General features: G+C 45.8%; 25 protein-coding genes. 11 read left to right on the top strand and 14 right to left on the bottom strand.

The window, feature by feature from the left end; translation table 11 throughout:
- Positions 1-77 precede the first annotated feature (77 nt).
- From QUA25_RS15460 to QUA25_RS15445, 4 genes are all read right to left on the bottom strand, one after another.
- On the bottom strand, positions 78-659 hold the full coding sequence (locus QUA25_RS15460; protein ID WP_333039286.1) for an antibiotic biosynthesis monooxygenase: 582 nt from the start codon (positions 657-659) through the stop codon (positions 78-80).
- Positions 660-971: 312 nt separating this feature from the next.
- Positions 972-1,613: an isochorismate family cysteine hydrolase YcaC gene (ycaC, locus tag QUA25_RS15455; RefSeq protein WP_190733447.1), complete on the bottom strand. Its 642-nt coding sequence runs from the start codon at positions 1,611-1,613 to the stop codon at positions 972-974.
- A gap of 411 nt (positions 1,614-2,024) precedes the next feature.
- The gene (locus QUA25_RS15450; protein WP_333039284.1) at positions 2,025-2,624 is read right to left on the bottom strand and encodes a class I SAM-dependent methyltransferase; all 600 of its coding nucleotides are present in this window, start codon (positions 2,622-2,624) and stop codon (positions 2,025-2,027) included.
- A gap of 177 nt (positions 2,625-2,801) precedes the next feature.
- Positions 2,802-3,374, bottom strand: a complete 573-nt coding sequence (locus QUA25_RS15445) for a DUF2834 domain-containing protein (protein WP_333039283.1) — start codon at positions 3,372-3,374, stop codon at positions 2,802-2,804.
- Between the two features lie 357 nt (positions 3,375-3,731).
- Between QUA25_RS15445 and QUA25_RS15440 the strand changes: the two genes are divergently transcribed.
- The 4 genes from QUA25_RS15440 to QUA25_RS15425 all read left to right on the top strand — a co-directional run bounded on the left by QUA25_RS15440 (position 3,732) and on the right by QUA25_RS15425 (position 5,489).
- Positions 3,732-3,971, top strand: coding sequence for a hypothetical protein (locus QUA25_RS15440; protein WP_333039281.1), 240 nt, complete (start codon positions 3,732-3,734; stop codon positions 3,969-3,971).
- A complete protein-coding gene (locus QUA25_RS15435; protein WP_333039279.1) occupies positions 3,968-4,219 on the top strand; it encodes a hypothetical protein in 252 nt (83 codons plus the stop codon). The genes QUA25_RS15440 and QUA25_RS15435 overlap by 4 nt, the downstream gene beginning before the upstream one ends.
- Before the next feature lie 18 nt (positions 4,220-4,237).
- Positions 4,238-4,930 carry an SRPBCC family protein gene (locus QUA25_RS15430; protein WP_333039278.1) on the top strand — a complete coding sequence of 231 codons (693 nt, stop codon included), beginning with the start codon at positions 4,238-4,240 and terminating at the stop codon, positions 4,928-4,930.
- Positions 4,931-5,114: 184 nt separating this feature from the next.
- Positions 5,115-5,489 carry a signal peptidase I gene (locus QUA25_RS15425; RefSeq protein ID WP_333039276.1) on the top strand — a complete coding sequence of 125 codons (375 nt, stop codon included), beginning with the start codon at positions 5,115-5,117 and terminating at the stop codon, positions 5,487-5,489.
- Here the strand turns inward: QUA25_RS15425 and galK are convergent.
- Complete coding sequence (gene galK / locus QUA25_RS15420) at positions 5,479-6,558, bottom strand: galactokinase (RefSeq protein ID WP_333039274.1); 1,080 nt, start codon at positions 6,556-6,558, stop codon at positions 5,479-5,481. The genes QUA25_RS15425 and galK overlap by 11 nt on opposite strands.
- Before the next feature lie 264 nt (positions 6,559-6,822).
- Between galK and rsmA the strand changes: the two genes are divergently transcribed.
- The gene (gene rsmA, locus QUA25_RS15415) at positions 6,823-7,644 is read left to right on the top strand and encodes a 16S rRNA (adenine(1518)-N(6)/adenine(1519)-N(6))-dimethyltransferase RsmA (RefSeq protein ID WP_333039272.1); all 822 of its coding nucleotides are present in this window, start codon (positions 6,823-6,825) and stop codon (positions 7,642-7,644) included.
- 126 nt (positions 7,645-7,770) lie between these two features.
- On the opposite strand, the gene QUA25_RS15410 is transcribed toward rsmA, so the two are convergent.
- Positions 7,771-9,297 carry an ATP-binding protein gene (locus QUA25_RS15410; RefSeq protein WP_333039271.1) on the bottom strand — a complete coding sequence of 509 codons (1,527 nt, stop codon included), beginning with the start codon at positions 9,295-9,297 and terminating at the stop codon, positions 7,771-7,773.
- Between the two features lie 90 nt (positions 9,298-9,387).
- Here QUA25_RS15410 and ispE point away from each other — a divergent pair, with 90 nt between their 5' ends.
- From ispE to QUA25_RS15390, 4 genes are all read left to right on the top strand, one after another.
- Positions 9,388-10,365, top strand: coding sequence for a 4-(cytidine 5'-diphospho)-2-C-methyl-D-erythritol kinase (gene ispE, locus QUA25_RS15405; RefSeq protein ID WP_333039268.1), 978 nt, complete (start codon positions 9,388-9,390; stop codon positions 10,363-10,365).
- A gap of 183 nt (positions 10,366-10,548) precedes the next feature.
- Positions 10,549-10,902, top strand: coding sequence for a DUF3082 domain-containing protein (locus tag QUA25_RS15400; protein WP_333039267.1), 354 nt, complete (start codon positions 10,549-10,551; stop codon positions 10,900-10,902).
- 75 nt (positions 10,903-10,977) lie between these two features.
- A complete protein-coding gene (locus tag QUA25_RS15395; RefSeq protein ID WP_333039265.1) occupies positions 10,978-11,595 on the top strand; it encodes a DUF488 domain-containing protein in 618 nt (205 codons plus the stop codon).
- Positions 11,596-11,888: 293 nt separating this feature from the next.
- Positions 11,889-12,647, top strand: coding sequence for a hypothetical protein (locus QUA25_RS15390; RefSeq protein ID WP_333039261.1), 759 nt, complete (start codon positions 11,889-11,891; stop codon positions 12,645-12,647).
- A gap of 108 nt (positions 12,648-12,755) precedes the next feature.
- Here QUA25_RS15390 and QUA25_RS15385 read toward each other — a convergent pair whose 3' ends face one another.
- A complete protein-coding gene (locus QUA25_RS15385; protein WP_333039258.1) occupies positions 12,756-12,995 on the bottom strand; it encodes a hypothetical protein in 240 nt (79 codons plus the stop codon).
- A gap of 46 nt (positions 12,996-13,041) precedes the next feature.
- On the opposite strand from QUA25_RS15385, the gene metH reads away from it, so the two are divergent.
- A complete protein-coding gene (metH, locus tag QUA25_RS15380; protein ID WP_333039255.1) occupies positions 13,042-16,593 on the top strand; it encodes a methionine synthase in 3,552 nt (1,183 codons plus the stop codon).
- Positions 16,594-16,792: 199 nt separating this feature from the next.
- Here the strand turns inward: metH and pstB are convergent, their stop codons facing one another.
- The 7 genes from pstB to QUA25_RS15345 form a co-directional block, all read right to left on the bottom strand.
- Positions 16,793-17,599 (bottom strand): phosphate ABC transporter ATP-binding protein PstB, encoded by an 807-nt coding sequence (gene pstB, locus QUA25_RS15375; RefSeq protein WP_333039254.1) that lies wholly within the window; start codon positions 17,597-17,599, stop codon positions 16,793-16,795.
- A 37-nt stretch (positions 17,600-17,636) separates the two neighbouring features.
- Complete coding sequence (pstA, locus tag QUA25_RS15370) at positions 17,637-18,533, bottom strand: phosphate ABC transporter permease PstA (RefSeq protein ID WP_333039251.1); 897 nt, start codon at positions 18,531-18,533, stop codon at positions 17,637-17,639.
- A 5-nt stretch (positions 18,534-18,538) separates the two neighbouring features.
- Positions 18,539-19,483 (bottom strand): phosphate ABC transporter permease subunit PstC, encoded by a 945-nt coding sequence (gene pstC / locus QUA25_RS15365; protein WP_333039248.1) that lies wholly within the window; start codon positions 19,481-19,483, stop codon positions 18,539-18,541.
- Positions 19,484-19,501: 18 nt separating this feature from the next.
- Complete coding sequence (locus QUA25_RS15360) at positions 19,502-20,491, bottom strand: PstS family phosphate ABC transporter substrate-binding protein (protein ID WP_333039246.1); 990 nt, start codon at positions 20,489-20,491, stop codon at positions 19,502-19,504.
- Between the two features lie 50 nt (positions 20,492-20,541).
- Positions 20,542-21,693 carry a sulfate ABC transporter substrate-binding protein gene (locus QUA25_RS15355; RefSeq protein ID WP_333039245.1) on the bottom strand — a complete coding sequence of 384 codons (1,152 nt, stop codon included), beginning with the start codon at positions 21,691-21,693 and terminating at the stop codon, positions 20,542-20,544.
- Positions 21,694-22,017: 324 nt separating this feature from the next.
- Positions 22,018-22,641, bottom strand: a complete 624-nt coding sequence (locus tag QUA25_RS15350; RefSeq protein WP_333039244.1) for a hypothetical protein — start codon at positions 22,639-22,641, stop codon at positions 22,018-22,020.
- A gap of 262 nt (positions 22,642-22,903) precedes the next feature.
- Complete coding sequence (locus QUA25_RS15345) at positions 22,904-23,230, bottom strand: YbjQ family protein (RefSeq protein WP_172184303.1); 327 nt, start codon at positions 23,228-23,230, stop codon at positions 22,904-22,906.
- A gap of 150 nt (positions 23,231-23,380) precedes the next feature.
- Here QUA25_RS15345 and QUA25_RS15340 point away from each other — a divergent pair, with 150 nt between their 5' ends.
- On the top strand, positions 23,381-24,481 hold the full coding sequence (locus tag QUA25_RS15340) for a tetratricopeptide repeat protein (RefSeq protein ID WP_333039243.1): 1,101 nt from the start codon (positions 23,381-23,383) through the stop codon (positions 24,479-24,481).
- Positions 24,482-24,608: the final 127 nt, after the last annotated feature.

Below are 24,608 nucleotides of genomic sequence, written 5' to 3'. Positions count from 1 at the left end.
AGGTTTCATCCTATTTTACCTTTTTTGGTCTACCCCCTTGACAATTTGCACTTTTTCTTAACTTGTCACAAATGACTTTAGGGAATGGGATACAACCATTTGCGAAATAATTGTGTTAAGCGTGGCATGACCAAATAGGTGAGCAATATAACAGTCAGACCTGTGATCATCAGAGATGTGAGCAAGGCAGGAAGCCCTGATAGTAGCGGTACCAGCAAACGATTGAGAATAGAAATCGTACAAAACACTCCCAACCATGTAACTAACGCCATTTTGTAGCGAGGGGGTGGAGCCTTCATCGATTTATTGGGCAGCGTAAACCAGGTTTCCAATCCGGTCAGGGTTTGAATATTTTCTGGCCTTTCAATCAAGGGCTGCAATCGCTCAATCCACTCTCGCCGAACATCAGATTCAAGCCAGGTCTTAAGATTGTCGTAGCAATCGAACTTGAGAATGACCACGTACTCAGGGTGGGCGTGATGCTGGGGTCGAATAGTGCTGACACCCAGATGTCCCTTGAATTTTCGTGCATCTGCGGCGATGCCATGAAACCATGCTTCGTAACCTTCCTCGCGCCCCGGTTTCACGACATGAGAGATCACAGTGGTGACTAGATAGTTTTCTTCACTGGTATTGCTCGCCAACGGTTCTTCCAACATAGAATTTAGAGAATTAACTGAGAGAAAAGTTTTATTGAGAACAACAACCCTAGAGACACCTAATTTCTCGGCAATTTTCGGCAGCACGTCTTGAAACAGAAGGGAGATTAACGAATGCGATCGAGAAGGTTTGGCATGAGATGAAATGACTATAAAAAAACTTACAATCATTGAGAAGAGCTATTAAAAATACCCTCTACGTGGCTTACAACGAAGTAGTTGTCACCGCTAAATTCCACGTAAAATTCATAACCTAGCGATGACAATATTAACTCAGTTACACAGGAGCTAGATAAACTACGCGCTTTCTCACTACTTACTGGGAGATCCAGCCTTAGCCGTTGCTGCATAGCTGGTCATCAGGTTTTTGTAGTCAGGAATAAACTCTGCTAAGAGACTACCCAATCCTTCAATATCGTTGCGCCAGTCACGGTGCAATTCACACACAACGCTAAACCAATTGACCAACTGAACTCCAGCACGAGACATTCGATCCCAAGCTGCATAGCGACAGGCTTCATCGAAGGTTCCAGAGGCATCGGTAACAACAAAAACTTCATAACCTGCCTCTAATGCCGAAAGCGCACAAAAAGTAACACATACATCAGTGACAATTCCGGCAATAATCAATTGCTTTTTACCTGTTGCTTCTACTGCTTTAACAAAGTCCTCGTTGTCCCAAGCGTTGATTTGTCCGGGACGCGGAATAAAGGGAGCATCTGGAAACTTCTCCTTCAGTTCAGGGATGAGGACTCCATTGGGGCCTTGCTCAAAGCTAGTTGTCAAAATTGTAGGCAGGTTGAAAAATTTGGCTGCACTTGCCAGCGCTAGCACATTATTTTTGAAGTCGGCGGCACCAATATCACGCACAAGTGAGAACAGTCCAGTTTGATGATCGACCAGCAGAACCGCAGCATTATTCTTGTCTAAACGGTTGTATTTGAATGTAGACATCAGGTATTTCTCCTATTTGGGTTATGGGTGAATGAGGAATTGCCGAATGGAGTCAAGAATCAGAAAGCCTTGAGTTGTACTAATTAAATGTGCTTCCTTACTAAAAGCGAAACGTCTATTTTTTCTAAATGGCTTATGGCGTAACCTGTTGCGGCATGAACTCAGTTTGCAAAATCTTACCAAATTTCACCACTCAAGATCCGCAAGTTAAGCGCTGAGTTAACGCGATCGCCCTAATCTCGACACACGTTACACCAACGCCCCTAACGCTTTCAATGTCGTCGATTTTTGAGCGATCGTCAATCCAGTTGCCCCTTGAATATTCATACCTTCATACAGCCGATCGCCCATCAACGTCCTCACACAGCGCCCAGTTGCGACATCCCACAGCTTAATCGTGCGAATGATAAATTAGGTCTTTTGGGCAATGATATAAACATGATTTTCAGGATACTGGTCATATTCGAGATGGCGGCAGGTGCAATGATGCTCAACCACAATTTGCAGAAAAGTATCTACACCCAAAGTGCTGTAATCAAAATCTTGACCTTGAAATGCTCCCGAAACCTCGCTGCTTGTATGTCCGCCGCCACAAGTGAACAAGATGACTCCATTGGGTTCAAGCGCATCGCATAGCTTTTGTATCACGGGCGCTTGCTGGTTGATTGGCAGATGAAACGTGCTATCCCAGGCTGCAATCAGGCTGTAAAGTTTCGGCGGTAGCCAATCACAAATGTCTTCCCGGTAAAACGTGATTTCTGGATGTAGCCGCTGGGCTAAATCGATCATTTCCCTAGAAATATCAAGTCCTTCAGGCTGAAATCCATGCTTGGATAAACTGTTAATAAAACGCCCGCTGCTTCCACACCCGACATCAAGTGCTGCGTGCTGCTTAAAAGTAAATTTTATCGCCCGTTCTAATTGGGCAATCCCGTAGGTTGAATCTTGATGCTCAGTTTGCCACCATTGGGCAATTCGGTCGTAGCGGGCCGATGTATCATTTGGCTCCATAGAGTCACCTCATAAGTGGCGATCGCGATTTTCAGGACAATTAAAATCTTTCTCCACGGTACACCCAGACTACGCGATCGCCCCTAACGCTTTCAATGTCGCTTTTTGAGCGTTTGTTAATCCCGCCGGGCCTTGAATATTGATTACATCTTGAACACTACCCAACTTTTCAATGTTTTAATTTCTGGCTGTCAGTGGGAAAGTGGGGATTTCAGTTGCAGATTCTGGCAGAGGGGGGCGGAGACAAAGATAAACTAGCGGCCCTAACAGCGGAACTAGAGACACTGCCCAAAAAATGCGATCGTCCGAGAGTCCGCGCCGTGCCATGTCGTCTCCCAAAAGTGAGGGAAATATTACAGCCATCAAGCAACAATCCCAAGTTATTAAATGTACAAAAGGAATTGATTGCCACTGGCTGACATAATCTCTCCAATCTCCATTTAACCAAGCCCAAGCTAACAGCCAGATAGTAGTTAGTAAAAGTACAATACCTGTCCAGCGGGAGTCTGATATTTTGATCGACATATCTTTGCGGCCGGAAAATTGTGGCTGGGGCTGGCGGAGGAGTAAGTAGGGAATTAAGCCGATGATGCCGGCGCCGTTGGAAGCGATGAAAGCAGGCCAAGCGGATATATTTTGGGTTTTCTCATCAATGAATAGGAGGCAAGCGTATACCATCGGCCACACTCCCATGAGAGCGAATATGGTGACAAGGTAGGGGTTAATTCCTTCTAGCTGCAACTTGAGCATTTTTTCAAGAACTGTTAGCGTTCCGGGCTGATCGAGAGGAGCTAGCAGCAAGATCTAGGCAATAAATGTTGCCCATAGCAACCCCAGAAACATTTTTGTTTTCATCAGATATAACCAGTAGTGGAAGCCGACTAAACTAAATTATGGTAAACTAGCGGCCGAGTTAGCGCCGTCTATCTTAGGTCATAAGCAGTTCGATTGGAACAGCGGCTGGAAACCCCGTTTTAGTCCGGGGATGAAAGGATATACAGCAGGCGATCATTACTTTAGGCAGACGCAAGAGCAGCGCCAGCAAAGATACATTTTAAACAATCTGTTGTTTTTATTACAAAACCCTTTATAAAAGGAGTTTCAGCGGTGAACTTAATATCTGTAGAAGGAGTCAAAGCGCTGGTACAACAATCTGCTGGATTGTGCGTCTCTATTCATATGGCAGTCGCTCAAGGAACAGAAACTCAACAAAATCCGATTCGGTTCAAAAATTTAATCAGAGAGGCTGAAGACAAAATAGTAGAGTACGGATTTGATAAGAAAGAAGCGGTGGGATTGCTAGAGCCAGTCCGAGCAGAACCAGCGATAAAATTTCTGCTGATTTGAAAGAAGCTGTTTCGGCTGCTTATTTTGGACGGGTCGATCGACTGTTTGTTGCTCTTGGCGTTCAGCAGTGGGGTAGCTTTAATCCCGAGACGAACTCGGTGCAAATCCATCCCGATGCAGAATTGGGTGACGAAGATTTGTTGAATGTCGCAGCAATTCAAACTATTCTCAACGGCGGAACTGTTTACGCGGTGCCGCCGGAAAAAGTTCCGGACGAGGCGCCTTTAGCTGCTATTTTTCGCTATTAATTTATCAGGTTTAAACCAATGGAATCTACTTCAATGACAAATTCCGACAAACAAAACCAAAGTAGCAGCGGCGATACCGAACGCTGGGCATCTTTAATTGGTGGCGGGGCGCTGGTGCTTTTTGGTTTGTCGCAGCGTTCTTTGCGAGGTGCTTTGCTGGCGGTTGCGGGCGGTGGTTTAGCGGCTCGCGGGCTGGGGGTTGTGGAGGGTTTGCAGTCTGCTGCCGATCCGAATCAAAGCATTAAAGTTGAAAAGACCGTGACGATCGACAAACCGGCTGATGAATTGTACCGTTTATGGCGCAATTTTGAAAATTTACCTCGGTTTATGAAGCATCTCAAACACGTTACTGTCATCGATGAAAAACGTTCTCACTGGATTGCCAGCGCGCCGATGGGCAATAGTGTGGAATGGGATGCAGAGATTGTCCGCGAAGAAGAAAATCGCTTAATTGCTTGGGCGTCTGTTGAAGGAGCGGATGTTGACAATTCTGGTTTTGTGCGCTTTCAACCGGCATCAGCGGGACGGGGTACAGAGGTAAAAGTTGTCATCGAATACAACCCTCCGGGCGGTGCAATTGGTGCTGGTGCTGCTAAACTATTTGGCGAAGCTCCCGAACAGCAAATTGCAAATGATTTACGTCGCTTTAAGCAGTTGATGGAAACTGGGGAAATAGCGACTACGGAAGGTCAACCTTCGGGCCGCAAGTAATAAGTTAGAGGGTGTCCCCCGATTTAACTCACCGAAGAGCACTATTCTCAAGAACAGGCAAGATGCCTGTTCCACAAAGAGTGAATTTCTTGTGGGGTGGGCATCCTGCCCGCCCATAAAAAGCTTATTGAAAATGGTGCAAGATGTCAGATCTAACCATCTTTGTTGTTTACCTGATTAGCTGATGTCATCTCAAGTGGTTTTCGGAAATGCGGGCGCTGAAGGTGCAAGTCGGGGCGGTTGGTTTGCGGGTCACTTTATGAAGCCTGAAGACGACCCGCGATCGACTTCTGTTTTAGAGGTAAAATGGGGCACTCACCCCGCCGGAGATTGTAGGACTCAGTGGGCGGTAAATGCGACAGCCACGACGCTTTCTATCCTGGTAAAAGGGCGGTTTCGCCTGCAATTTCCAGAGCAAGAAATATTGCTTTCTCGCGAAGGAGATTATGCTCTCTGGCTACCGGGAGTGCCTCATTATTGGTCGGCCGAGGAGGATTCGGTAATTGTGACTGTGCGCTGGCCTTCCCTGTCGGGAGATAGTTCTGGAGTTAAGAAGTAACTTTAATTTCGGGAACCAAAACGCGGCCGCTATAACCCGCGCGCTGGTAGCGATCGATCGCCTCTGATGCGATCGCACCCGCTTTCCCACTCTCCACCAAGGCTACGCAAGCCCCTCCAAAACCTCCGCCCGTCAGCCTTGCGCCGAAGACTCCGGGAATTGACTGCAAGATTGCCGCTAGCGTGTCTACTGCCGGCACCGAAACTTCGTAGTCGTCGCGCTGACTGGCATGGGAAGCATTCATTAACTCCCCAAAACGTTTTGCTGGCAAAGATTTTACCGCTTCGAGTACGCGGTTGTTTTCAGTAACCACGTGCCGCGCTCGTCTTCTAAGGGGTTCCGGCAATACTTCGACAGCTTGGGGATCGGCGATATCCCTCAGAGCTTTAACTCCCAATATCCGCGCGGATTCCTCGCACTCGGCGCGTCGCTGGTTGTAGCCGCTTCCTGCTGCCAGTTCATGGCTTTCGCCACTGTCAATTATTAAAATTTCTGTGTTTGTGGGAAAAGGTATCGGGCGGCATTCGAGGCTGCGGGTGTCGATCAATAGCATGGTGTTGGTGTCTGCTAAACTCGACGCCATTTGATCCATGATGCCACAGTTCAAGCCGGCATACCGGATTTCGACTTGCTGTCCGATTTGAGCTAGCCGCACGTCGTCTATGGGGAGGTTCAGCAGCGCGCGCAGTCCTCTGAGGGTTGCTATTTCTAAAGCGGCGCTGCTGGACAAACCGGCTCCGATCGGTACAGTCGAGGTAATGTAGAGATTTATTGGCGGTATTTTGTATCCTTCTTTTTCTAAAAGTCTCAGGCAGCCACAGATATAACTGACGAATTTTTGCGGTATGGTATCGTCGTCTGAATAATTTATGAGTTCGTCATATTCTGCTGAATAAAAATGGTGTCGATCGTCACTGCTGAAACCGATTTGTACTGTGGTGCGCTGGGGAATCGCAGTTGGAAGTACAAATCCATCGTTGTAGTCTGTGTGTTCCCCCAGCAGGTTTACTCGGCCGGGGGCGCTGGCTGTGGTTTTGGGTAATGTACCAAATACTCGTTGGAATTTCATTGTTGGGGAAATTGGTAATTGGTTCTTGGTTATTTGTTATTGGTTATTTGGAAAAACAGCTATCCGTGTATCCGTGCCTTCCGTGTTGTGCTGTTGGGAATTGGGAAGAAATAAATTTATTTTTTATCGTTTGTCCTTATTATAGTGCCCAAGTTTTTTGGTTAATTCAACCCCTGTTAACAAAAATAAACATGACCCTAGGTTAGGAAAAAATATAGAGCTATGATAAAATGACAGGCTAAGATTTCTCCAAAAATTCAAAAAATGCGATCGACCAGACCCCGAAAACAGTTTGCTCAACATTGGCTCAAAAGCGAGAAAGCCTTAGATAAGATTGTGAAAGCGGCTTCTTTGGACCGCGATCGCGTCCTGGAAATTGGGCCGGGCACGGGGATTTTGACTCGGCGTTTGCTGCCTGCGGCTGAGTCTGTTGTTGCTGTGGAGATCGATCGAGATTTGTGTCTCAAGCTAGCCAAACAACTCGGCAAAACTGACAATTTTTTACTGTTACAAGGCGACTTTTTGGAAATGGACTTAGAGGCTGAATTAACGGCTTTTCCCAAATTCCAAAATCCCAATAAAGTTGTTGCCAACATTCCCTATAATATTACTGGCCCGATTCTGCAAAAACTGCTGGGAACGATATCTGTTCCTGCGGCTAAACCCTTCGATGCGATCGTCCTCTTAGTGCAGAAAGAAGTGGCCCAAAGGCTTTACGCTAAACCTGGTTCGACAGCCTTTGGCGCTTTGTCGGTGCGGGTGCAGTATTTAGCAGAATGCGAGTTAATTTGCGATGTGCCCTCTAAAGACTTTTTTCCGCCACCCAAAGTCGATTCTGCCGTGGTGCGGCTGCTTCCCAGACAGATAGAAACTGTGGCGGTTAATCCGCGCTATTTGGAGAATTTAGTTAAGTTGGGATTTGGTAGCAAGCGCAAGATGCTGCGAAATAATTTGAAAGGGGCTGTGGACTTAGATAAACTTGTTCAAGTGCTAGAAGAGTTACAAATAAATCCTCAATCTCGCGCTGAAGATTTAAGCGTGGCTCAATGGGTCAGTTTGAGTAATAATATTATGGGCGATGTTTGAGGTTCAGGATTGTGTTAGATACCAAAATTCTTAAATAATTCGGATACCTGGGTATTTTTTTAAATCAGGACTTTTCGCAGTGACTACTAACAGTTGAATTTAGGTTTTATGGGGATTATTAAAGGTTTATTGCAGGCTAATCGGAATTTTAATAATAAATTCCGCACCTTTGCCCGGTGCAGAAATACACTGCAATTCGCCTTTATGTCTTACTGTGATAATTTGATAGCCAATTGATAAACCCAATCCCGTGCCTTTACCTACTGGTTTAGTGGTAAAAAATGGATTAAATAACTGGTTCCTCACCGATTCGCTTATTTCTGGCCCGTTGTTGCTAATTCGGATTTCTACCACTTCACTGTCTAAAAGTTTAGTAGAAATTTTGATGAGGTGGCAATTAGCTTCATTGACTGTAATCGACTCACTGTGGCTGTCATCTTCTAAAGCATCAATAGCATTAGCCAAGATATTCATAAACACTTGATTTAGCTGTCCGGGGTAGCACTCTATTCGGGGTAAATTGCCATATTCTTTGATAACTTGAATATTCGCCAAACCGGGCTTAGCATTCAATCTGCTTTGCAAAATCATCAGTGTACTGTCAATTCCTTCATGAATGTCGGCTACTTTCATTTCTGCTTCGTCATGGCGAGAAAAAATTCGCAGCGACTTGACAATACCAAAAATCCGCTCAGCGCCGTTTATCATAGAAATTAATATTTTTGGCAGGTCAGAGATGATAAAGTCTAAATCTATAGACTCGATTTTTTCTTGAACTATGGGTATGGGATTGGGATACTGCTCTTGATAGAGATTCACCAGTTCTAGCAAACTATTGGCATACTGGCCGGTGTGAGTAATATTGCCGTAAATAAAGTTAATCGGATTGTTGATTTCATGAGCAACCCCAGCGACCAATTGCCCCAAAGACGACATTTTTTCGCTGTGAATTAGGTTGGATTGAGCCTGCTTCACTTCAGACAAGGCTTGTTCGAGCTGTTGAGTTTGAGACTTTAACTCTGCGGTGCGTTCTTCAACTCGAATTTCTAATTCTTCTTTAGCTCTTTGTAGTGCAGCTTCTGCTAATTGGCGCTCGACAATTTCCGCTGCTAGGAGTCTGTTGGCAAATTCTAAATGTTGAGTTTGAGACTGTAACTCTGCGGTGCGTTCCTCAACTCGAATTTCTAATTCTTCTTTAGCTTTTTGTAGGGCAACTTCTGCTAATTGGCGCTCGATAATTTCAGCTTCTAGGAGTCGGTTGGCGGATTCTAACTGTGCGGGGCTGGGAAGTGCTAGGGCTTGAGGCATTAAGTCTACCAAAAGTATGGCTGTAGCAAATGAAATAACGGCAGTAATTGCTTTCATTGTTCCTGAAAGCCAATAGGTAGGATACCAAAGTGTCCAGAGTTCAAATATGTGAGTGATGCCACAGGCGACGATAAAGGCTCCAAACAGGGCAAAGATCCAATCAAAGGGCAAATCTTCGCGTTTGGAAATAAAATAAACCAATGTAATCGGGATGGAAAAATACGCGAGTGCAATGATAGAATCTGAGGCAAGGTGAAGCCAGACTAACGGGGTATGCCAGAGATAGCAGTGGCCGTGAGGAATAAATGGCCCGGAAGTAAAAAAAGTTTTCCACATTTCCAGCATAATATTTCCTTTGAGTTGTGAGAAAATGGACGGGGACTGGTGTCAATTAATTTCAACCAGGGGTTTATTTCACCTGCGGCTTAATCACCTATGCGTTCATATTCTCTGTTAGCTTCAGCAAAAATCAATCTGTATTTGGAAATCATAGGCGATCGCCCCAACGGATATCACGAACTGGCGATGGTACTTCAAAGCATAGATTTAGCCGATCGAATTGACTTGCGCCCGATCGGTACGGACACGATTCGCGTGCGCTGCGATCACCCGCAAGTCCCTCCTGATAAGAATAACCTGGCCTACCGGGCGGCGGATTTGTTGGCAAAGCAATTCCCCGATGCCTTGGCGAAATATGGCGGAGTCGAGATTGCTATTCACAAGCAGATTCCAGTGGCGGCGGGGCTTGCCGGCGGTTCGGCAAATGCGGCTGCGGTTTTAGTCGGGATGGATTTGCTGTGGCAATTGGGACTTACTCAGTCGGAGTTGCAAGAGTTGGGGGGAACTTTGGGTTCGGATGTGCCTTTTTGCATTGCTGGAGGTACGGCTTTGGCAACTGGTCGCGGAGATAAACTGTCGCCGCTGCCTGATTTGGGGGGCTTTTATGTGGTGTTGGCCAAGTACCGTAACCTCAGTATTTCTACCGCATGGGCGTATCAAACTTATCGCCAGCAGTTCAGTAGTTCCTATTGTGCAGCGGAAGATTTGGAGTGCCGCCGGCAACGGTTGCATTCAGGCCCGATGGTTGGGGCGATCGCCCAAAAAGATCGATCGAAAATTGGTCAATTGCTGCACAACGATTTAGAAAAAGTTGCTTTGCCCATGTACCCGCAGGTGTTGCAGTTGCGGCAGGCTTTTGAGTCGGCGGGGGCTTTGGGAACGATGATGTCGGGTTCCGGGCCGACGGTGTTTGCGCTGGCGGAGTCTTCAGAGCAGGCTCAGCAAGTTTTAGAACGGGTTAAAAGTGCGATCGCTTCTCCCGATTTGGATTTTTGGGTAGCACAGTTTAGCAATACTGGAATTCAGATTTTTTCGGAGGGAAACGAGACGAAACCGCCGATTTCGAGGGTTTAACTCGAATAGAGTGCGATCGCCATCGCCCGTTAAACCGGTCTAACAGGCGAGGGTCAAGATTAATCTAACTTTTCGTAGAGTCTATTGAGATCGAAGAACTGATAATATGTCATGCAAGACCGATTTTAGTTTTGGTGAATTAACCAGAAATCTAAAATCTAAAATCTAAAATCTAAAATCGCCATGACTGATTTAACTAATCCAAATTCTACTTCTAAACCTCTGAGTTCGGCTGGAGATGCAACCTCTGCATCTTCCACGCCGCCGACGATTTTGCGGTGCGTGATGGGTTCGCTGATCGCGGGTGGCTTTGCGGCTGCTTTGTACGCGCTAACTTTGTCGATCGTCCAAACTTTTGCAAATTCGCCCATTCATTCTGACAATGTGACTGCGATTAATATTGGCGCGGCTGTGCGAACTTTAGTAATGGGGATTGTGGCTTTGGGCGCGGGTGTTTTTGCTTTTGCATCTTTGGGTTTGATGCTGCTGGCTGTGCAACTTGTAATTCAAAAGTTGCTAAAGAAACCTACAGCTTGAAGTCTACCAATTGCAAGAACTGGGCTACACAAACTTTCATCCGCAAGGCAAAGACTGCATAGTAAGATCGAAGCAATGGAATTATTTACGATCGGACACTCCAATCTAAGTATTGAAGCGTTTGTTGTGCTGCTGGAACAACACGGAATTACGGCGGTTGCGGACGTGCGATCGCATCCTTTTAGCCGCTATTTACCTCATTTTAATAAATCCGAAATTAAAGCTTCTTTGTCAAGTGTCGGCATTCAATATGTTTTTTTAGGCAAAGAGTTGGGCGCGAGACCAGAAGATTTAAGCTGTTACGATACTAGCGGTAAAGCTTTATACGATCGCATAGCAGCAACTCCTCTATTTTCCGCAGGAATGCAGCGCTTGCTCAAAGGCGCAGCCAATTATAAAATCAGTTTAATGTGTGCGGAAAAAGACCCGATTACGTGTCATCGGACTATTTTAGTGTGCCACAAACTTAAAGTATTTAATTTACAAATTAATCACATTCTGTCAGATGGCAATTTAGAATCACACCAACATTTAGAAGCAAGACTTTTGAGCAAATTTAACAAAAACCCAAAAACAGATGAACCAATTCAATTAAGCCTGTTTGAATTAGAGCCTGATGTTAAAACTGAAAGGGTTGATTTAGAAACAGCTTATTATCGTCACGGATGGGAAATTGCTTATGTCAGCAAATAAAGCAATTAATTATTTTATCAAATATGTCGCAGTTGGCGAATTTTGCTAAGCCAAAATATTTAAATTCATGCCCACAAAACCTAATTTTGTATGGGCGAAATGCGCCCATTACTGCTATAAGTAGCGCGTCAAACGATTTTTGGCATAAGTCCTGAACAACTCTTGACATCGCATACCTTTATAAATTATGGTACAGCCCTCCGCGGCCCCCCTATTTTTATAAATTTTGTTCGAGTTTTAACGTTGTTTATGCTATAATTCTGCGGGACTGTAGCAGGAAGGGGTGCTTTTTGATGAAAGCAGAATTTTATTTTGACTGTCACAAATATATTTGCAGTTTAGTTCAAGTAGATTTTGTCAAAGAATTAAAAATAAAAAATCATCAAGGTTTTGTTTTGGCTATTAAGCAAGGAGAAAAAATTGGACTTTTGGGGAAAAGCCGCCATAATGCTAAACAAGTTGATGTATCTAAGCCGCATTTTTATAATGTAATTAAAGCGGCGATGAGCGCTTTGGAATTAGAAACTAAAAATGAGGTGATATTAGAAAGAAATCGAACTCTTGCTGATGCCGAAGAAATGATTCAGCAGCAAAACCGAGAAATTCGCGTTCTCAACGAACAGATTAGAATGCTTGGAAGTAAGGTTGAGGAATTGTCAAGGGAAAAGCAGCAGTTATCAATGCAGCTAGTAGACAAAGAAATCAGAGAAACTGAAATTAGTCAAGAACTTGATAACTTTCCTGCTACCGAGGAAGATTTACCGGCGGGGGAAATTGAGGATCGGATTGGAGAAGTTGAAATTCATGAAAAAATCGAAGAAGTTTCGGTTCAAGCTTCTGGGTTAGCCGTGCATTTAATTGCAAATCAACAGAATTCGGAGGAGATGGAGGGAGAGGAAGAAATCAGCGGGGGCGACGTTGAAATTGTTAATTTAGAAATTATAGAAGAAGGAGAAGAAAATCTCAAACAAGTAGAAATTCCAGGAGGCGAAAGTGAAATTAAGCGACTGCCTAAAAGACCTTCCAACAGAAAAATGAGAAAGAAATCTTAATGCTTTAGTTATATAGCAATACTCGCATCATTTGTGAATTTATTACGGACTCCCAGCGGGTTCGGGGAGGGTTGGGGTGGGTAAAAATAAACGAGTCATTTAGGAGTGCTATATAACTCCTTTATTTGTGGCGATCGCATTTTGACAAAATTCGTCAGCAGTTAAGCGAAAAAATCCCTCGAAACTAGCCCGTTTTCCCCATGCAGACTCACGCACAACAGAATTTTGACAAGAATCCAGGGCGATCGGTAAAATTACAGGTACGATCGAACTATTGTCAGCAGCATTAAATCCTTCAGTAATTAGCCATTTGCCAACAGTCACATAATTGTTGACAATATTGCACAATAGATAAAATTGTAAATATATAGCACCTGCGTTTTTTTGACCGCTTATGAATAGCAAATTCCTCGATCGACTCCACCACCCCTCACGCCCCGTCATCGTCTTCGACGGCGCAATGGGAACCAACCTGCAAGTCCAAAACCTCACCGCAGAAGACTTTGGCGGCAAAGAATACGAAGGTTGCAACGAATATCTCGTCCACACAAAACCGGAAGCCGTCGCCAACGTGCACCGGGGATTCCTCGAAGCAGGGGCCGATGTCATCGAAACAGACACCTTTGGTGCTGCTTCCATCGTTCTCGCCGAGTACGATTTGGCAGACAAAGCATATTATCTCAACAAAACTGCCGCCGAACTCGCCAAGGGTATCGCCGCCGAATTTTCCACGCCAGAAAAACCTCGATTTGTCGCAGGATCGATGGGGCCAGGCACGAAATTGCCAACATTAGGACACATTGATTTCGACACACTCACTGCCGCTTTTACCGAACAAGCAGAAGGACTTTATGACGGCGGCGTTGACTTATTTATTGTGGAAACTTGTCAAGATGTGCTGCAAATTAAATCAGCATTAAATGCCATTGAAGAAGTATTTAAGAAAAAAGGTGCGCGAATTCCGTTAATGGTATCAGTCACGATGGAAGCCACCGGCACAATGTTAGTCGGTTCCGACATCAGCGCCGCCCTAGCCATTTTGCAGCCGTACCCGATCGACATTTTAGGCCTCAACTGCGCCACCGGGCCCGATCGCATGGCCGAACACGTCAAATACCTTTCCGAACATTCGCCCTTCGTCGTTTCCTGCGTTCCCAACGCCGGTTTACCCGAAAACATCGGCGGCCACGCGCACTACAAACTCACGCCAATAGAATTAAAAATGGCCTTGATGCGCTTTGTCGAAGACTTAGGCGTGCAAGTCATCGGCGGCTGCTGCGGAACCCGCTACGATCACATCCGCGAACTAGCAGAAATTGGCAAAACTCTTAAACCCAAAATCCGCGAATTTACTTGGGAACCATCCGCCGCCTCAATTTACACCGCCCAACCCTACGAACAAGAGAATTCCTTCTTAATTGTCGGCGAAAGACTCAACGCCAGCGGTTCCAAAAAATGCCGCGATTTGCTAAACGCTGAAGACTGGGACGGTTTAGTAGCAATGGCCAGGGAACAAGTGCGAGAAGGCGCGCACATTCTCGATGTTAACGTTGATTATGTCGGCCGCGACGGCGTGCGAGACATGAAAGAGTTAGTCTCCCGCGTGGTGACTAATGCCACTCTCCCTTTAATGCTGGATTCCACAGAATGGGAAAAGATGGAAGCCGGCTTAAAAGTTGCGGGCGGCAAATGTTTGCTGAATTCTACTAACTACGAAGACGGAGAACCGCGTTTTTATCAAGTTTTAGAGTTGGCGAAAAAATACGGCGCTGGCATAGTTATTGGGACGATTGACGAAGACGGGATGGCGAGAACCGCAGACAAAAAATTTGCGATCGCCCAGCGCGCATATAACGCCGCCGTCGCCTACGGAATTCCCGCCGAGGAAATCTTTTTTGACACCCTAGCTTTGCCAATTTCTACCGGGATAGAAGAAGACAGAAAAAACGGCAAAGCTACCATCGATTCCATCCGCCGTATTCGCCAAGAATTGCCAGGATGTCACGTAATCTTAGGAGTTTCTAACATTTCCTTCGGCTTGAATCCGGCGGCGCGGCAAGTCTTGAATTCCATGTTTTTGCACGAAGCAATGCAAGCCGGGATGGACTCGGCAATTGTCAGCGCCAATAAGATTTTGCCCCTCGCCAAAATCGACCCCAAACACCAAGAAATCTGCCGTAAACTGATTTACGACGAACGGGAGTTTGACGGCGATATTTGCGTTTACGACCCCTTGGGCGAGCTGACAACGGTGTTTGCGGGCAAAACTACTAAGCGCGATCGTACAGAAGACGCAAACCTCCCGGTCGAAGAACGCCTCAAGCAGCACATCATCGACGGCGAACGCATTGGCCTCGACATCCAACTCGCCAAAGCATTAGAAACCTATCCGCCCCTCCACATTATCAATACCTTCTTGCTAGACGGCATGAAAGTAGTCGGAGAATTGTTCGGTTCGGGACAAATGCAACTGCCATTTGTTTTGCAGTCAGCAGAAACCATGAAAGCGGCAGTTGCCTATTTAGAACCGCACATGGAAAAGTCCGAATCCGGGGACAACGCCAAAGGAACATTTATCATCGCTACTGTCAAAGGCGACGTTCACGACATCGGCAAAAACTTAGTTGATATTATCTTATCAAACAACGGCTACCGAGTGATTAATTTGGGAATTAAACAGTCGGTTGACAATATCATCGAAGCTTACGAGAAGCACAAAGCCGACTGTATAGCGATGAGTGGCTTGCTGGTAAAATCCACCGCATTCATGAAAGAAAATCTGGAAGTATTCAACCAGAAAGGAATCACGGTTCCCGTGATTTTGGGCGGCGCGGCTTTGACTCCCAAGTTTGTACATGAAGACTGCCAAAATACTTACAAAGGTAAAGTTATTTACGGCAAAGATGCGTTTTCTGACTTGCACTTTATGGACAAACTCATGCCAGCAAAATCTGCTGGTAAATGGGAAGACTTGCAAGGATTTTTAGATGAAATAGAGGATGATAATGGGGCGGTTAAAGAAGCTGAAATTTCGCCAGAAACTTCTGTAAAAGATGCCAAGAAAGCAGACACTCCTGTGGTGATAGATACCAGGCGATCCGAAGCAGTTGCAGCAGATATCGCTCGCCCGAATCCTCCTTTCTGGGGAACGAAACTGTTGCAGGGAGAAGACATCCCCTTTGAGGAGATTTTCTGGCACTTAGATTTGCAAGCCTTAGTTGCCGGTCAGTGGCAGTTCCGCAAGCCAAAAGACCAATCGCGGGAAGAATACGATGCTTTCTTAGCTGAGAAAGTTTATCCCGTATTGGAAGAATGGAAACACAAAATTCTCACAGAAAAATTACTGCATCCGCAAGCAATTTACGGGTATTTTCCCTGTCAAGCTGAAGGCAATTCTTTGCATTTGTACCACCCGGAAATTATGAATGGCGGGAAAGATGTATCGACACCCGCTGCAACATTCACATTTCCCCGGCAAAAATCGGCGCGCAGGCTGTGCATTGCGGACTTTTTCGCCCCCAAAGAATCGGGTAAAATCGATGTATTTCCGATGCAAGTAGCGACAGTGGGAGAAATTGCTACAGAGTACGCGCAAAAGCTATTTGCTAACAATCAATATACCGACTATCTCTACTTTCACGGATTAGCGGTTCAGACAGCGGAAGCAATAGCAGAATGGACTCACGCGCGAATTCGGCGCGAATTGGGCTTTGGTAGCGAAGAACCGGACAACATTCGCGATATGCTAGCGCAAAGATATCGCGGTTCGCGGTACAGTTTCGGCTATCCTGCTTGTCCGAACATGACGGATCAGTACAAGCAACTGGAATTGTTAAAGTGCGATCGCATCAACCTCTACATGGATGAAAGCGAACAACTTTATCCCGAACAATCAACAACCGCAATTATCACCTATCACCCAGCAGCCAAATACTTCACCGCTTAATTTCTAGGGTGCGCCTCGCGCACATTCCTCGGTGAATTATACTCGTTACCAGGCTCTTCCTGGTAACGCAGCTCCGGAGTTTCTGGCTCCACTTACAGCAGAAAAGCTTGTAGTATCGTTCCCAAAACTGTCCGGAGTATTGGCCCAGAAGGTAATGTCATTGCTGAGAGTGCGTAACGCCTAAATCTGACACTTCCGTTTAACCAAAGCGTCCACTAATGTACTCTTCGGCTTCTTTGGTTTGGGGAGAACGGAAAATTTGTTCAGTGGGACCAAACTCCACCAATTTGCCGCGTCGTTTGCCTTCATCGTCCGTTTCTGTATTGAAAAAAGCCGTCCAATCCGCGATTCTTGACGCTTGTTGCATATTGTGAGTCACCGTAATAATTGTGTATCGTTCCTTAAGTTCTAAGCACAGTTCTTCGACCTGTCGCGTAGAAATGGGGTCGAGAGCAGAGCAAGGTTCATCCATCAATAAAACATCGGGCTTCATAGCGATCGCGCGGGCAATACAAAGCCTTTGTTGTTGTCCCCCGGATAACGCCGTTCCTTTATCTTTCAGCTTATCCTTAACCTCTTTCCAGATAGCTGCTTGTGTGAGGGAAGATTCCACTAATTCATCCAGATTTCCTTGATATCCGTTGGTTCTCGGGGCATAGGCAATATTTTCATAAATGCTCTTGGGAAACGGATTCGGCCTTTGAAACACCATTCCCACCTGTCGCCGCAATTTGACGGGATTCACTTGCGGATCGTAAATATTACGGTTGCGGTAAATGAGTTTCCCTTCCACCTTGGCACCAGGGATTAAATCATTCATGCGATTGAAGCAACGCAATAAGGTACTTTTGCCACAGCCTGAAGGGCCGATAAAGGCCACAATTTTTTGACGGGGAATTTTGATATAGACATCGACAAGGGCTAAAAAGCCATTGTAATAAACCTTTACGCCTTCTGCATCAAACGCACTATCGTCCGTTTTGAGTTTGGTATTACTGTCAGTCATCTGAAATAGTCTCCTTAATCTTGACAACTCAAGTTAATTAATGGCTGGAATAGCGTTGGCGCAGATAGATAGCGACGCCATTAAGCCCCAAAATCAAGATAATCAGCACAATAATCGTCGCTGCGGCTGCACTGGCAAACCCCGGTTCAGGACGAGTGATATAGCTGAAAATTTGAATGGGTAACGCCATAAATCTTTGGAATAAACCCGGATTAAACGTGAGGAAACTGACAGCACCCACGACCACCAAAGAAGCAGCATCCCCCATAGCGCGGGAGACAGAAATAATCACCCCCGTAAGAATTCCCGGAATGGCATAGGGTAAGACATGGTGTTGAATGGTTTGCCATTTGGTAGTTCCCAGTCCATAGGAAGCATTTCTCAGGGAATCGGGAACGGCGCGGATGGCCTCCCTCGCCGTGACGATAATGACAGGTAAAGACAATAGGGCAAGGGTTAATGCCCCCGAAATCAAGGTAGGCCCAAACCCTAGTAAATAGTTAAAGACCCCTAAACCCAGCAAGCCATAGACAATAGAAGGAATCCCCGCTAAATTCCCGATATTTATCTCAATCACGGCAGTCCACCACTTTTTAGGGGCATATTCCTCTAGGTACAAAGCAGCCCCTACCCCAATGGGAACCGCAACCAGAAGGACGATTAGTCCCAGAAAGAAACTCCCAATAATGGCTGGACGGATACCTCCGCGTTCGGCAAAACGGGAAGGCGTTTCCGTGATAAACCCCGGTGTTAGCAATCTGCCAAGTCCATCATGAAGGATATTAAGAACCAGTAACGCGAGGACAAATAAACCGATGAGTAACCCAATTAAGAAGAGATACTCAAAGACTTTACCGATCGCTTCTCGGCGTTCTAGGTTATCGGTAAATTCGGCAGTGTTGACGGAATTGTTTGTTTGAGTTGATTTAACCATAGCAATCAGTCGTATTTTTCCTTAAAGCGACTAGAAATCCAGAAGCTGGCCATATTGAGAGACAATGTAATCACGAAAAGAACTGCTCCCACCGCATACAAAGTCTTAAAACTGAGGCTACCCCTGGGACTATCTCCCCCCGAAATCTCCGCCATAAAAGCGGTCAGGGTGGCGACGGATTCCATGAAATTGACGGTGATGCGAGGCTGCGATCCAGCCGCAATCAAAACGGTCATGGTTTCTCCCACTGCGCGGGAAACGCCTAAAATAATCGAAGCCATAATCCCAGACAAGGCTGACGGAAGCACCACTTTAAAAATGGTTTCTAGTTTGGTAATGCCCAAGGCATAGGAACCTTCCCGCAGAGAACGGGGAACCGATTGAATGGCATCTAAGCTGATCGAACCGACGGTGGGGGTGATCATAATGCCCATCATTAACCCAGCGCTGAGGGCATTAAAAATCTCTAAGGGGAAAAGATGCCGCAGAACCGGAGTGACAAAGAGCAAAGCAAAGTAACCATAAACTACTGTGGGAATTCCGCCCAATAACTCCACAGCAGGGCGTAACACGGCTGCCACTTTCGGTTGGGCATATTCACTCAGGTAAATGGCTGAAGACAACCCCAAGGGAACCGCCACAGCCATAGCGATCGCAGAGGTTAAAAACGTTCCGTTCAGCAGTGGCCAGATGCCAAAATGGGCCTCGGCAAACAGCGGAGTCCATCGGGTATCCAGAAAAAACTGGGCTAAAGAAACTTCTTGGAAAAAACCCAAAGTCTCTTGGAAAATGATCCAGACAATACCAAAGGTTGTGGCAACAGACACGAAGGCGCAGGCAAATAAAACCGCGCCAATAATCTTTTCTGGGACATCTTCCGAACCCTTCTTAAGCAAGGAGTCATCCGCAGCGAAAAGGGAGTCATCAAAGGAACTAGGAGTTAGGGTCATGGGCTTGAGATTTCCTCCTTAAATAAAGTTAGTAATGGGTTCACCGGGTTTGGCTTTTTTGAATTTCGTTCCGGTTTCACGCCGCTCAAATTTTTGCTTAGTTTTCACATAAGCTTCATCGGGTAACGCCACATAGCCGACACCATCTACCCATTTCCAAGAATTTTCTAAATAGAATTTCACGAAGCTTTCCAGGGAAGGATTGGTTTCAAGGGCTTTTTTATTGACGTAGATAAAGAGGGGGCGAGAGAGGGGGCTATAGATATTTCTCAGGACGTTATCAAGGGGAACTGGTTTAACACATTTTCCATCCGCATTTTCAATCGCCACCCCGTTCAATTTGTCTTGGTTTTGGAGCAAGAAGGCAATTCCCAGATAAGCCACTCCCGATTTATTGCCAATCACCCCTTGAACGAGGGTATTTTGGTTGCGGCTGGGGGTAAAGTCGGTACGGCTATTTTTCCTTTTACCCGTTACGGCTTGGGTGAAATAATCAAAGGTTCCTGTATCGGAAGGAGGGGCAAACAGCAACAGTTTTTCGTCGGGAAAGTCGGGATTGATTTGCTTCCAACTGGTAATCTTGCCTTCGGATTTGGCATTCCACATTATGTCTAATTCTTTAATCGTTAGACATTTGGCAAAGTTATTTTCCTTATTAACCACTACCGCAAGACCATCAAGAGCCATCGGCAGTTCAATAAATTCGATTCCTTTGTCGGCACATTTTTTGATTTCTTCCTCTCTAATGGTGCGAGAAGCCCCGGCAATATCAAGGTTTCCAGCACAAAACTTGCTAAACCCTCCCCCTGTGCCGCTGGCAGCGACGCTTACTTGGGCATTGGGATAAATTTTTTGGTATTCTTCGGCGACGGCGAGGGAAACGCTAAAGCCCACAGCACCACCATCAATACTGATTTGCTGTTCCTTCTCTCCTGAATTGCCACAACTCGTCATCAGGTTGCCCATGACGATGAGAGGGATTAGGTAAAACAAACGAGAAAATTTCATAGCATTTGAGTGTAAGTTTGGAAAAATGAAAGTGAATTAGGCGTTTAGGTTCAGAACTTTCCCTTAATTTGGTCAAAGATGGCACCGTTTGCAAAAAACTGCTCTTTGATCGAAGGCCACCCTCCTAAATCTTGAGCATTGAACAAAGTTTTAATTGGGGGAAATTGCACCTGTCCGCCTTGAGCGATAAAGGGATTGACCGAACGGTAGCCTAATTTGGCGAATTCTTGCTGAGCTTCGTCTGAATAGAGAAAATCTACAAAGGCTGCTGCCACTTCTCTCGTTCCATGCTTATCAACGTTTTTATCAACTATTGCCACGGGATTATCGATAGAGATATTGAGGGGAGGAACAAAGTAACTGGTTTTTGGTCCGTTCGTTCCAGCTAAAATCACTTCATTTTCATAGGTGATTAAGGCATCTCCCTGACCTTGTTGGAAGAATAAGTCGCTGGCTTCGCGGGCATCTTTGGTTAGGGTGGGAATCTTTTTATAGATTTTGCCGACAAAATCAAGGGCTTGTTGAGGTTCGCCTCCTTCTTGGGTTACTGACCCCCACAGACCTAAAAATTGCCAAACGCCAATACCCGATGTTTGAGGATTTGCTGCAATCACGTTTACATCTTCTTTGGCTAAATCTGCCCAAGTTTGAATATCTTTGGGGTTGCCTTCTCGGGTGACAATTGCCGCCACAGAATGACTAACTACTCCCCGTCTAGGAACTCTGTCCTCCCAGCCAAAATTAATCAAACCAGCTTCTTCGATGCGAACCACATCCAATGGGAGGGCAAGATGCACCACATCGGCTTCTTGTTTGCCAGCAATGATATCGTCGGTTTGCGCTAAAGACCCGCCATAACTGCGTTCAAAAATGACGTTTTGGTTGTGCTCTTTCTTCCACTTTTCAATAAATTTAGGGACGATTTGGTCATGGGCCGCTTTCGTCACTGAGAAGGAAACTAGGTTGAGCTTGACCTCGCTTTGATTGGCCCCACTCGCGGCAGAGCAAGCAGCAATTGACGCAGTTAGAATTATACCTAGTAAAAACAAGACGATGTACGCTTGGACTGAGCGTCCTAGATGCTGGGCTTTTTTGAGAAATTTCCCTGAGAATCGCACCAATTGGGAACTGGCTGCGATCGCAAATTTTAGAGACTGAACGATCGAAGTCACTGAATTTTGCCAAACTTGTTGTTGATTCACCGATACTTTTTCTTTAACTACGGTATTTCTATCAAGGTTTCGTAGTTACTCTGAGGAGTATAGAGTCATCAAATTATAGTATTCAGTTTTCTTAATATTTTCTTAATAAACTCTCTTAACCTAGCGCTACCATGACAAAGAGTCCAAACTCACACCCGCCCGCCGTGGTCGCTAAACAGTTAGAACTGACTAACTTTAAAAACCTGGAGGCAGAGCCTCAAGAAATGGGTTCCCCGGTAGAACCTGGGAACGAGAAACCAACAAAAAAGCACCTTAAAAAAAAGTGCTTTCATGAATATGAAATTTCCGTATCTGACGAAACTTTTATGAGTAATTCCGGGGAGTGCGCGCACCGGCAGATGCTCCTACCATAGAAGCAACTAAACCCAATAGTGAGCCGAACAAAAACGACCAACCAGCTTTCGCGGCATTACCAGCAATATTGCGAGCATCCTGAGCAGATACGTTAGGTGCTCGGTTCGGCAAATCGACCCCGCCCTGCTGCGCTTGATTAATTGCTTCTCCCGCATTCGCAGCTATTACGCCAAAAGTACCGGCCACGCCATTTGCTAACAGCCAAGAGCCAATTGTTAAGGTAGTTGCCCACAAAATTGCTCCGTTTAAAAGTGCTGTGTTGCGGTTCATCGGGCCGCAAGCGCGAGCAGTTACCCAACCGCCAACAGCCAAGCTAATTAACAAACTAATAATTGACCAAATTCCGACGCCGGTACCCACGTCGCCTGAAATACTGCGCGGAGCTCCTGAACCAGCAATGCTGCTCAACCCGATCGCAGCGCCCAATGCACTTAACACCAGTTGTGTGCCGATCGCAATTACCAAACCCGAAAAAATCGGACCCCAACGTACTCGATCGTGGTATTCCATCACTGAATTTACTACCACGGGTTCAGTACCAACGTTATCTACAGGTCTATTTACGTATGACATAGGTTTTTCTTTCCTCTTAGAGTTGCTTTAATTTTTAACAATCTTTCACCTAAGCATTGATTGTGGCTGAGATTGATAAAAACTATATCTGCCTGGGGAAATAACCAGTATCTATGTCTGAAGAAAGAAACGAAAAAGTCATCCGCCGCCAGCCACCCGCTATTAGCTAATGACTGATGACTGATGACTTATGACTATTTTATCCCGTTAGAAAAGTTCCCGGATGTATACAGGAAATGCGGACGTATACAGAAAATACAGCTTAACGCAATCTTACAGCCGTTCCAACGGCAGTAATCAGCAGCAAAGCCCCGCTGGAGTCTACATTAATCGTGCCGGTGTCCACTTCCACCCCGATTACGGCATTGGCGCCCAGGCGCTGCGCTCGTTTTTCCAGTTCCGCGAGGGCATCTCGCTGTCCTTTGAGAAACACTTCCTCGTAACTGCCGGTGCGCCCGCCGATGATGTCGCGAATTCCCGCGAAGAAATCTCGCAGGGCGTTGGTGCCGTAGACAACCTCAGCAGTTACTATTCCCAGGTAAGATTGAATTTCTGCTCCTTGGATGATATCAGTTGTTGTTACAATCATCAGTTGGCCTCAGTCGCGAAAATTTTGAGTGGGTCTTGTTCTGTAGATTTACTACATCTCGCCGCTCAAAAATTCCTGGTAAACCCTAAGCTGTCAGCTTAACAAGGTGACAGCCCCTCGCTCTTTCATTCCACACACTCTTTGAAACAAATGGCCGTGTACAAACAAAGTCTCTTGGTATTCAGTACGTTGCTAGTAGCAGGATTCGCTGTCGCAGCGCCGCAGATAGCGCTCTCAGCAGAAACATTCGTTCAAGTCAACCCTCAAAATGATTCAAATTTAGATGCTCTGCTGCGACAAGGGCGCGAGTTTGTAGATTTAGGAGACTACAGTAAAGCGATCGCCATTTATCAGGAAGCGGCGCGTTTAGATACAGAAAACCCGCGCATTTTTTCTGGTATTGGCTATTTAGAAGCGCGTCAGGGCAACTATCAAGCCTCAGTAGAATTTTACCAACAAGCGATCGGTCTCGAACCGAACAATGCGGACTTCCAATACGCATTAGGATATGCTATGGCGAATTTACAAAACTATCCCGCTGCAGCCACAGCTTATCGCCGCGCCGCTGTGCTCGATCGCAAAAATGTCAATGCCCGAATCGGTCTCGGAGTGGTACTCTTTCAGCAAAAAGATTACAGCGGTTCTTTTAAAGCATATCAAGAGGCGATCGCCCTCGATCCGAAAAATTGGCAAGCTTATTCTTCAATGGGTTTAGTATTGATCCAGCAGGGAAATTTTGCCAGTGCTGTCACCGTGCTCCAACAAGCAGCCGAACTCGCTCCCAAACAAGCCGGTGTCCAGTTAAAATTAGGAACTGCTTTGCTGCGTGCCGGCTATACTTCCGAAGGGCTAGCTGCTTTTGAAGAAGCTGCCAAATTGGAGCCCCGGAATCCAGAAGTGCAGCTAGAAATTGGCGAACTTCTCCAGACACAAAACGATTTTGACGGAGCGCTTATAGCTTATCAGCGGGCTATTGCGGTGCGACCCAATTTAGTGGAAGCACACGCAGGAATTGGGAAAATTCAACTGGAAAAACAAGATTTTTCAGGAGCTATTACCACTTTTCGGCGAGTGATTAAGCTTGACCCAAACCGGGCGGAAGCTTATTACAATATGGGTACGGCACTCAAAGCACGCGATCGCAAATCCGAAGCAATTGAAGCTTTTAAACAAGCCCTCGACACTTACCGCCAGCAAGGCAACAATGATGGTGTACAAAAAGCTGAGGCGGCGCTCCAGCAACTAAAGTAATATGTCTCAATGTACTAATAGGTAATTGAGTAGCAGTTTTGAGTGTGGAGTAAGTAATTTTCCTAGGGTTTAACTCCTTCCACTCGCAGTGTTGCCAGGAAAAAAGCCATCTCAAAACTGTTTCTAT

The organism is Microcoleus sp. Pol17C6 (assembly GCF_036701145.1).
Taxonomy (GTDB): domain Bacteria; phylum Cyanobacteriota; class Cyanobacteriia; order Cyanobacteriales; family Microcoleaceae; genus Microcoleus.
Note: the sequence above shows the minus strand (reverse complement) of the source record. Positions and strands in the feature narration are given on the sequence as shown.

Bases quoted from the DNA above. Each gene is read 5' to 3' on its own strand.
- QUA25_RS15460 (WP_333039286.1), bottom strand. From the start codon at position 659: ATGTTGGAAGAACCGTTGGCGAGCAATACCAGTGAAGAAAACTATCTA.
- ycaC (WP_190733447.1), bottom strand. From the start codon at position 1,613: ATGTCTACATTCAAATACAACCGTTTAGACAAGAATAATGCTGCGGTT.
- QUA25_RS15450 (WP_333039284.1), bottom strand. From the start codon at position 2,624: ATGGAGCCAAATGATACATCGGCCCGCTACGACCGAATTGCCCAATGG.
- QUA25_RS15445 (WP_333039283.1), bottom strand. From the start codon at position 3,374: ATGCTCAAGTTGCAGCTAGAAGGAATTAACCCCTACCTTGTCACCATA.
- QUA25_RS15430 (WP_333039278.1), top strand. From the start codon at position 4,238: ATGGAATCTACTTCAATGACAAATTCCGACAAACAAAACCAAAGTAGC.
- QUA25_RS15425 (WP_333039276.1), top strand. From the start codon at position 5,115: ATGTCATCTCAAGTGGTTTTCGGAAATGCGGGCGCTGAAGGTGCAAGT.
- galK (WP_333039274.1), bottom strand. From the start codon at position 6,558: ATGAAATTCCAACGAGTATTTGGTACATTACCCAAAACCACAGCCAGC.
- rsmA (WP_333039272.1), top strand. From the start codon at position 6,823: ATGCGATCGACCAGACCCCGAAAACAGTTTGCTCAACATTGGCTCAAA.
- QUA25_RS15410 (WP_333039271.1), bottom strand. From the start codon at position 9,297: ATGCTGGAAATGTGGAAAACTTTTTTTACTTCCGGGCCATTTATTCCT.
- ispE (WP_333039268.1), top strand. From the start codon at position 9,388: ATGCGTTCATATTCTCTGTTAGCTTCAGCAAAAATCAATCTGTATTTG.
- QUA25_RS15400 (WP_333039267.1), top strand. From the start codon at position 10,549: ATGACTGATTTAACTAATCCAAATTCTACTTCTAAACCTCTGAGTTCG.
- QUA25_RS15395 (WP_333039265.1), top strand. From the start codon at position 10,978: ATGGAATTATTTACGATCGGACACTCCAATCTAAGTATTGAAGCGTTT.
- QUA25_RS15390 (WP_333039261.1), top strand. From the start codon at position 11,889: ATGAAAGCAGAATTTTATTTTGACTGTCACAAATATATTTGCAGTTTA.
- metH (WP_333039255.1), top strand. From the start codon at position 13,042: ATGAATAGCAAATTCCTCGATCGACTCCACCACCCCTCACGCCCCGTC.
- pstB (WP_333039254.1), bottom strand. From the start codon at position 17,599: ATGACTGACAGTAATACCAAACTCAAAACGGACGATAGTGCGTTTGAT.
- pstA (WP_333039251.1), bottom strand. From the start codon at position 18,533: ATGGTTAAATCAACTCAAACAAACAATTCCGTCAACACTGCCGAATTT.
- pstC (WP_333039248.1), bottom strand. From the start codon at position 19,483: ATGACCCTAACTCCTAGTTCCTTTGATGACTCCCTTTTCGCTGCGGAT.
- QUA25_RS15360 (WP_333039246.1), bottom strand. From the start codon at position 20,491: ATGAAATTTTCTCGTTTGTTTTACCTAATCCCTCTCATCGTCATGGGC.
- QUA25_RS15350 (WP_333039244.1), bottom strand. From the start codon at position 22,641: ATGTCATACGTAAATAGACCTGTAGATAACGTTGGTACTGAACCCGTG.
- QUA25_RS15345 (WP_172184303.1), bottom strand. From the start codon at position 23,230: ATGATTGTAACAACAACTGATATCATCCAAGGAGCAGAAATTCAATCT.
- QUA25_RS15340 (WP_333039243.1), top strand. From the start codon at position 23,381: ATGGCCGTGTACAAACAAAGTCTCTTGGTATTCAGTACGTTGCTAGTA.